Raw genomic sequence first — 4,294 nt, 5'->3', positions numbered from 1 at the left:
ACGAGGCATCCCGATGTTAATCACCCATCCTCCCAAAAGCCATCTATTTGGCGGCTCTTTATCAGTAAGCGATAGGATGAGGAACGGGATCACAAGACTGGTCGCGTAAAATATTGCGAAAGTGAGTGCCCTGAGAGAGGCGCCAGACTCCAATGCTGGCCATAGCCGTCTAAAGCGCAAGCTCCAATGCTCAATGGATCGGTCGAAACCAGACCCGCGAACATCGACTGTCTGCTTTTGGTCACTTGCGGCCTCTTGCGATAGGCAGAAAAGGCTAGAAGCGGACGTTAGAGTCACATGAGCAATGCTTGGGGAAACAAACAATCCAAGTCGGTAAGCGACTTGGACTGTTGATTGACTACTCTACAACAATTATCGGGTGGCCACGATCACGTGGGCTCCCAGGGAAGCTTGAATAACACACTTTATTACCCCGGCTTGCTGAGGACCGTAGGCCGTAAACACTTTCTTGGCTAAAAAAAGTCGTTCCTCCATCTTCGCCATCAATGAATCCACTGTAACCGTTCTGAATTAAATTTCCGACACTTCCTACTTTTCTTTCAACACCGATAAAGCACAGCTCGGAAATATCCTCAACAATTTCGTCAGCTGTGGGGCGATCCGATACGTTGTACTGGAGGCACTTCTCAACTATAGACTGCAATTGCTGTGAAAGATTTTTGTACTGTGGATTACTAATCATAAAAGAGGGCCATGGCTCTCTATTTCTGTTTTGGACGTTAACAGCTGCTTGCAAATAAACACCAAAGGGTACCTTCCCTGTGAGTATTTGAAACATCATTGCACCAAGAGACCAAATATCCACAGATTTTCCTGGATGCTCTCCAGCTTGTCTAAACATCATTTCCGGAGCCATGTAAGGTAGCGCCCCTCTGATTGTACCCGACGTAGACCTAGTTATATCTCCTTCCCTCGCCGCCTCGTCGAATACTTCCTCAGTGAGAGTAGCGATGCCAAAGTCAGTAATCTTAAGTTTGTGAAGATTTACACCATGCTCCACCACGATATTACTCGGTTTCAAATCACGATGTACTACCCCCGCGTGGTGTGAAGCGGCGACACCTTTTGATGCGTGTAAAAATATCCTAGCTGCTAAATGAGGATCGATGGCTCCGAATGACTTTAGTCGATCATCAAGGTTTACACCGTCAACGTATTCCTCTATGAGAAATAGCTCTCCATTCTCTTCAACGTAGTCAAGAGTTTTCGCAACGTTATGATGATTTACTCTCGCGGAAATCTTCGCACTGCTTTTAAAGCGCTTATCCGGTTGCCCTGCTTGTGGCGTTTTTAATGCTACACTTGCGTCCAGCACCATATCATGCGCCAAATAAACGTCCTGCATACCTCCACGTCCTATATGACGCTCTACTCTATACCGTTCTGAAATAACATCTCCCAAATTCATGGCATCACCTCTGGATTTGAAACATCAAAGGTCACGAATACTCTCGCGCTACCAGTCCCGAAAGTAAGAACACAGCAGCCCGGAATCTCTGCCCCTACAGATATTGACGTGTTATTCATATAGACAGCGCCCGTCACATTTGTAACCTTGAAGCTTAAACCATCGTAATCTATCGTTAGGCTCCCGACAGATGCATTGAGTGCTATTCTACGATTGTTGCAATCAAGTATATTTGGTTTCCCATTCAGAACAACTACAGCACGATGCCGGTCTTTGAGGAGATGTTTTTCTAGTAGAAGTTTGACATCCAACATGGTGGGTCTAACATTATTATCCCCGGAAAGACATAGATGCAGTGCTTTTGTTATTTCTTCCGGTATACCTACAAAGGAGCTCGAAAAACTTTCCCATGTCGGTTGGGAGGGGGGGTGCATTCTTAGCCTAGAAGGGGGGTCAGACGTGAGTAGCGCTAGGCAAGTTACACCAAATGCGTACACATCAATTGACGAATTAAACGCAATTGTTTGATCACCCCATAACTCCGGAGCCATAAATATTGGGGTGCCTATTATACTTTTCGTCTCTGCCGCTGAATCATTTCTCGACAATCCAAAATCAAAAATCTTGACAACCCCTTCGCCATCGACTTTTATGTTACCCGGCTTTATATCTCTGTGAATGATCCCTTGAGAGTGAATGTCGGTCAGGCCACATGAAATCTGCCATATAACATTCAAATATTCAGTGCTGGCTGAAAAAGATCCAGCTTTTAGTGTTTCCCCATCGATAAACTCAAGGACAATTGCGGGATGGGGAGTTTCTTTTCCCGGAATAGTCACAATGTCATAAAGCTGAACCACATGCTTTGATCTCAACTTCGACAATGCCTTTTGTTCGTCAAGCAGCCTCCGGGCCTCCACCCCCGGCTGAAGATGCTTAAGAACAACTTGCCTTTGCAAGTGTAGATCCTCGCAATATAAAACCTCCCCCATCCCACCCCTATCAGATGTCTCGAGAGTTTTATATCTATTTGCTATCAGCACTGACTTCTCCTTGTTAGTCTGAGTTTCCAATTTCTATATCGAGCTGAATTTTCTCTTGGTAGTTGCCATCTTGTTTTTTGCTTTTCGAGCGCCCCGTATTAGATCGCGACTTCTTGACAGGTTTCGCCGCTGACTCTTCCAAAAGCTGCGAGTCGTGTTTCGGCTTTCTTCTAAGTTCCTCTGCTTCAATGTTTCGAGCTTGCTTGATGTTAAATGCGTGATCCTCCTCGCGAAGCCAAAGAGTAGTTAAATCCCCGCCGGAATCCCAAACACGAATGCCGCTGCTTTCATATTCAGTTATCGATGAAGATATTTCAGAAATGTCAAATATTGCGGAAGTAGAATTATCAATTCCACCGCACCACTTTGAAACAGCGCTTAATCGATCGGAGGCTTGCTCAATACTCTCCGAGTTAGCTAATATTTTGTTAAGGGTTCTTTCTTCAATGCCGTGGATACCATCAGTTGTAATTGCGCAAAAACCTGCTTGATGAGTGATCTCGGATATTTTGGGTTGCATTGATTCGCCCATTCCGACAAATTGAAGTAGCTCCCGTCCGATGCCGCCAACAGCTTCGGCTAAAGAGTCGTCAGTCGTATGTCGTTCTACTTTCTTGTTAGGGCCGAAAGTATATATTCGCGTATCGCCTAAATGAACGATAATCTTGGTACCAAGTGAGTCAAACAACACAGCAGTAAGAGTTGAACCGCCCCCACCTCTGTATTTGTCGAAAACTTGATTATTAGCTTCTTTTATTGCTTCGGTAGCTCTAGCTCGAATATCCAGATTTCGATACTGGATTATTGCGTGGAAAAAGCTGGACAATGCCAAGTTTGCACAAATTCCACCATCTCTCATGCCTCCCATACCATCTGCAACAGCAATCACAAATAATGGGTTGATTGATTTTTTCCCCGTGTACAAAGCTGCTGCCCGATCCTGGTTCTCTGTCCGCACCAAACCAATGTCGGTAGCTAACACCAGCGGGACTTCATAACAATGGTTCTGCTCACTACTAGCGAGTTTTCTAGACAACCATGTCTGCAAATTTTCCTGAAATGGATGCATTAGATTAGCGGAGCTCCTTTTTTGGAAATCAGATATATACGCCCTCTCATGCTTTCACGCCATACATTAGCTAGAGCGCTTTCCGCGATTAAATTTTAGCCGACAGCTCCCCCAGTGTCATGGGAATTGAAGGCTCTCTCGAAACCGTAGCAGGTCATATTCGAGTCAGGCCCATGCACCAAAATCAGCGATGAGTGACCTTTGCGGTGAGTCCTCGCTTTAAAACACTCTTTGCCTGAGTGGCCGATGGTCACCCCGGGCTTACTCTCTAAACAAGTCGATCAAGAGAGACCTTCGAGCCCGAGCCAGGCGAGGCGCCTTCAAAGTCGCTCGGGCAGTTGTCCGGAGAGGGCCTACAATCCGCTCTTGGCCGAAAGCAGTCATTTGCGACTGCCCGCAAATTGCTGGCGCAACTGACGGCCTGATGCCAGATGATTACCGACGGCTAACAATTACTAACGGGCGGTCAACCAGTTGGAGCGCCCTGCTTTCATCTGAAACTGTTACACGACTTGACTCAGTTACACGCTTGAAAATTGGTGCCTCAGATCGGTGTAGCTCAAATAAAACACAATAAATTCAATAACTTATAGTATCCTATTACACCGGTTACACGAGTTACACCGCATTTTGATCAGATACGATCCCCGCTCCCCGGTAGCACCAATCCCTCCAGCGAACTTCAGGAGCTTCTCCCGTGGTCTGCCGGGGGCCCCTGAGGCTTTCATTGAAACACGGGGTCGGAAACCCGCG

Annotated in this window: 3 protein-coding genes; all 3 read right to left on the bottom strand. The window is 46.3% G+C overall.

From position 1 onward, the window contains the following. Positions 1 to 358: 358 nt before the first annotated feature. Genes F6S12_RS30065 through F6S12_RS30055 form a run of 3 tightly spaced genes read right to left on the bottom strand, consistent with a single transcriptional unit; the run spans position 359 to position 3,541 of the window. On the bottom strand, positions 359 to 1,429 hold the full coding sequence (locus tag F6S12_RS30065) for a serine/threonine-protein kinase (protein ID WP_315869713.1): 1,071 nt from the start codon (positions 1,427 to 1,429) through the stop codon (positions 359 to 361). Then, positions 1,426 to 2,472 carry a serine/threonine-protein kinase gene (locus tag F6S12_RS30060; protein WP_315869712.1) on the bottom strand — a complete coding sequence of 349 codons (1,047 nt, stop codon included), beginning with the start codon at positions 2,470 to 2,472 and terminating at the stop codon, positions 1,426 to 1,428. Before F6S12_RS30060 ends, F6S12_RS30065 begins: the two co-directional genes overlap by 4 nt. A 13-nt stretch (positions 2,473 to 2,485) precedes the next feature. Beyond that, the gene (locus F6S12_RS30055) at positions 2,486 to 3,541 is read right to left on the bottom strand and encodes a PP2C family protein-serine/threonine phosphatase (protein WP_315869711.1); all 1,056 of its coding nucleotides are present in this window, start codon (positions 3,539 to 3,541) and stop codon (positions 2,486 to 2,488) included. Positions 3,542 to 4,294 lie beyond the last annotated feature (753 nt).

Source organism: Pseudomonas sp. JV245A (assembly GCF_032424515.1).
Taxonomy (GTDB): domain Bacteria; phylum Pseudomonadota; class Gammaproteobacteria; order Pseudomonadales; family Pseudomonadaceae; genus Aquipseudomonas; species Aquipseudomonas protegens.
This window is presented reverse-complemented; position numbering and strand designations above follow the sequence as displayed.